The organism is Kitasatospora sp. NPDC059577 (assembly GCF_042735475.1).
Classification (GTDB): domain Bacteria; phylum Actinomycetota; class Actinomycetes; order Streptomycetales; family Streptomycetaceae; genus Kitasatospora.
Map to the genome: position 1 here is coordinate 66,311 of NZ_JBHWBZ010000041.1, position 2,294 is coordinate 68,604.

The 2,294-nt window shown below is 71.8% G+C and carries 3 protein-coding genes; 1 reads left to right on the forward strand and 2 read right to left on the reverse strand.

The genetic code is table 11. The features are described from left to right. The first annotated feature begins 517 nt into the window (after positions 1 to 517). Positions 518 to 763, forward strand: coding sequence for a hypothetical protein (locus ACFV0O_RS27215; protein ID WP_380346155.1), 246 nt, complete (start codon positions 518 to 520; stop codon positions 761 to 763). On the opposite strand, the gene ACFV0O_RS27220 is transcribed toward ACFV0O_RS27215, so the two are convergent. Together ACFV0O_RS27220 and ACFV0O_RS27225 are read right to left on the reverse strand one after the other, a co-directional pair. Then, positions 711 to 1,184: a transposase gene (locus ACFV0O_RS27220; protein ID WP_380346157.1), complete on the reverse strand. Its 474-nt coding sequence runs from the start codon at positions 1,182 to 1,184 to the stop codon at positions 711 to 713. The genes ACFV0O_RS27215 and ACFV0O_RS27220 overlap by 53 nt on opposite strands. Then, complete coding sequence (locus ACFV0O_RS27225) at positions 1,181 to 2,137, reverse strand: hypothetical protein (protein WP_380346159.1); 957 nt, start codon at positions 2,135 to 2,137, stop codon at positions 1,181 to 1,183. The genes ACFV0O_RS27220 and ACFV0O_RS27225 overlap by 4 nt, the downstream gene beginning before the upstream one ends. Positions 2,138 to 2,294: the final 157 nt, after the last annotated feature.

Sequence of the window (2,294 nt, forward strand, 5' to 3'; positions counted from 1 at the left end):
GGGCGCGGGGGCTGGGGGTGTCGGGGAGGCCCGAGCGACAGGGGGGGGCGGCGGGGGGGGGGGTGGGGGGCGGGGGGGGGGGGGGGGGGGCGCCCCCCCCGCCCCGCGCCCCCCCCCCCCGCCAACCGCCGTACCTCCACCACCTACTGCTGCCCCGCTGGTGCAGCCCGTCACCAGCACGGCGGCAGCAGCCGCAGCGAGATAGGCGGGTATTCTCCGCGTCGTCATGTGTGAACCCCCCTCATCCATCCTGCAGACATGGTCGCCCGGAGGACAAGTGATCACTCTAGCGGCTGGTTCGGACACAAGGGGTTCCGCCCTGGCATGGCGACGACGCGTCCAGCAAGAGGCCAGCCCGCCGCCCGGACCCCCGAGCGGGCAGGCGTGTCGGCCCCTCGCTGCCCCCGCGGGCGACCACGACCTTGATGTTCGGCACCCGGACCCGGCACCCGGCACCCGGACCCGGCAGCCAGCGGCAGGAGCAAGCGGGAGCCGAACGCGGCCACAAGTCTTCGCCATGCTCGCCCCCGACGAGCAGCGTCTCGCCAGCCCGCAGGCCTGGACCGGTTTGGAAGCCGAGATCGGCACCGGCCTGCCCGAGGACTGCAAGGCGGTCGTCGACGCCTACGCGCCGATGCAGATCAACGGGCGCCTTGGCTTTGTTCACGAGTTCGGGCTCTGGCTCAACTTCTGGATGCTGTTGGTGATCTTCAGCAGCTGTCGGTTTGGGTCCGGTCGATCGTCTGGCGGCAGAGGCGTGTGAAGCGGGTTGCGGGGCTGGTCCGGGTGTTGCCCGGCTGATGCTGGTGGAGGCGGATGAGATTGGTTCCGGCCGCCGTGAGCACGTGTTGGACGTGGGATTTCGCTGTGCCTCGGTAGCGGCAGTGGCGTAGGCCGTGGGCGTGCACGGTCTCGGAGACGGTGGCTTCGCAGCCGGACCTGAGGGAGTATCGCTCGCGCCAGGGCCTGGTCTGCTGGTCGCGTCGTGCCCGGTTCTGGATCTCCTGCAGAGGCTGGGGCAGGAGGAGGATGTGCCGGCCCTTGCCGTCGACGTTGCCGGTGCATTTCAAGCGGTCATCGCAGGCCCGGCAGGTGGCGCGGGGGAAGAGCACCGACATGCGCTCCTGGCCGTCGGAGAGTGTCGGCTTCCATGACGGGCTGGTCGCGCTGTTCGGGCAAGTCAACGTTCTTTCCTGCCAGTTGGGTATGAAGTCTTCCTTGTTGAACCCTGGGTGGGCGCGGGAGGTTGGGGCGAGGCGGACCGGGCCGACCAGGTCGATCCCGTGCTGGGTCTTGGCCCGGTGGATGGTGGCCGGGGTGACGTATCCGCCGTCGACCAGGTGCTCGCCGGGGCGAGACCGCGCGTTGCGAGATCGGCGTGGATCCTCTCCAGGGCGTCGATGTCCTGCTCGGGCGCCGGCGTGGTGGCGACGTGGACGATCACGTTGGGCAGGCCGTCGTCGCAGGTCTCAGTCTGGTGGTCCTTGTAGCCGACCCACTCGGCCTTGCCGGGCTTGTGGCTGAAGCGCGCCTGAGGATCGTGAGGAGAGACGATCTCCACCGACGACCAGGGGACACGTGCCGTCGCCGGATCCGGTCTGCCCTCGGCTGCCGCCCCCGAGGAAGTCGTCCGGCGGGCGGTATGGCGTCGGCTCTGCCTGTCACGGGCCTGCTTCGGCCCACGCCATCGTAGAGTGTCGTGCTCGTCGAACCAGTACTGTTGGACCCAGACCTGTCGCAGCACCTCCACCTGCGGCAGCCGCCGAAGCCTGGCTGGGGTGTCGGGAGCGGTGAGGGCCTGGAACAGCCGCATGCCGTCCTCGCCGACCCTGAGCGCGTACTGCTCTCGCTCCTTGGTCTCCCTGGGCAGCCGGTCGTAGCGCACCGGCCGGCCGTAACGTCGGGCCCACTCGTCGGCGACCAGGGCGGAGACCCATTCCTCGTCGGCGGCGGCCAGCTCCTCCAGGGCCGCGCGCAGGGTTTCCCCGACGAGCTCGATCCGGTCCAGGCGCCGAACTGCCGCCAGGACGTGCGTGGAGTCGGTCCGCTGCCGCCCGCGCCGCTTGACCAGCCCGGCCTCCGCCAGACGATCGACCATCACCGCCAGAAGCCGGTCCGCCCGATCGCCCTCGGCCATCCGGTCACGGAACCCACCGGCCCCGGCGACGATCCGGCCGGTCAGGACGGCGAGGGGCAGCGACGGGCGTGGGCGCCGGGGGCGCCGCGCCCCCCCCGAGCGCCCCCCGCCCGGTCGCCCACGGCGCGCGCGCCGGGCCCCGCCGGCCAGCGAGACG

Bases quoted from the DNA above. Each gene is read 5' to 3' on its own strand.
- ACFV0O_RS27225 (WP_380346159.1), bottom strand. From the start codon at position 2,137: ATGGCCGAGGGCGATCGGGCGGACCGGCTTCTGGCGGTGATGGTCGAT.
- ACFV0O_RS27215 (WP_380346155.1), top strand. From the start codon at position 518: ATGCTCGCCCCCGACGAGCAGCGTCTCGCCAGCCCGCAGGCCTGGACC.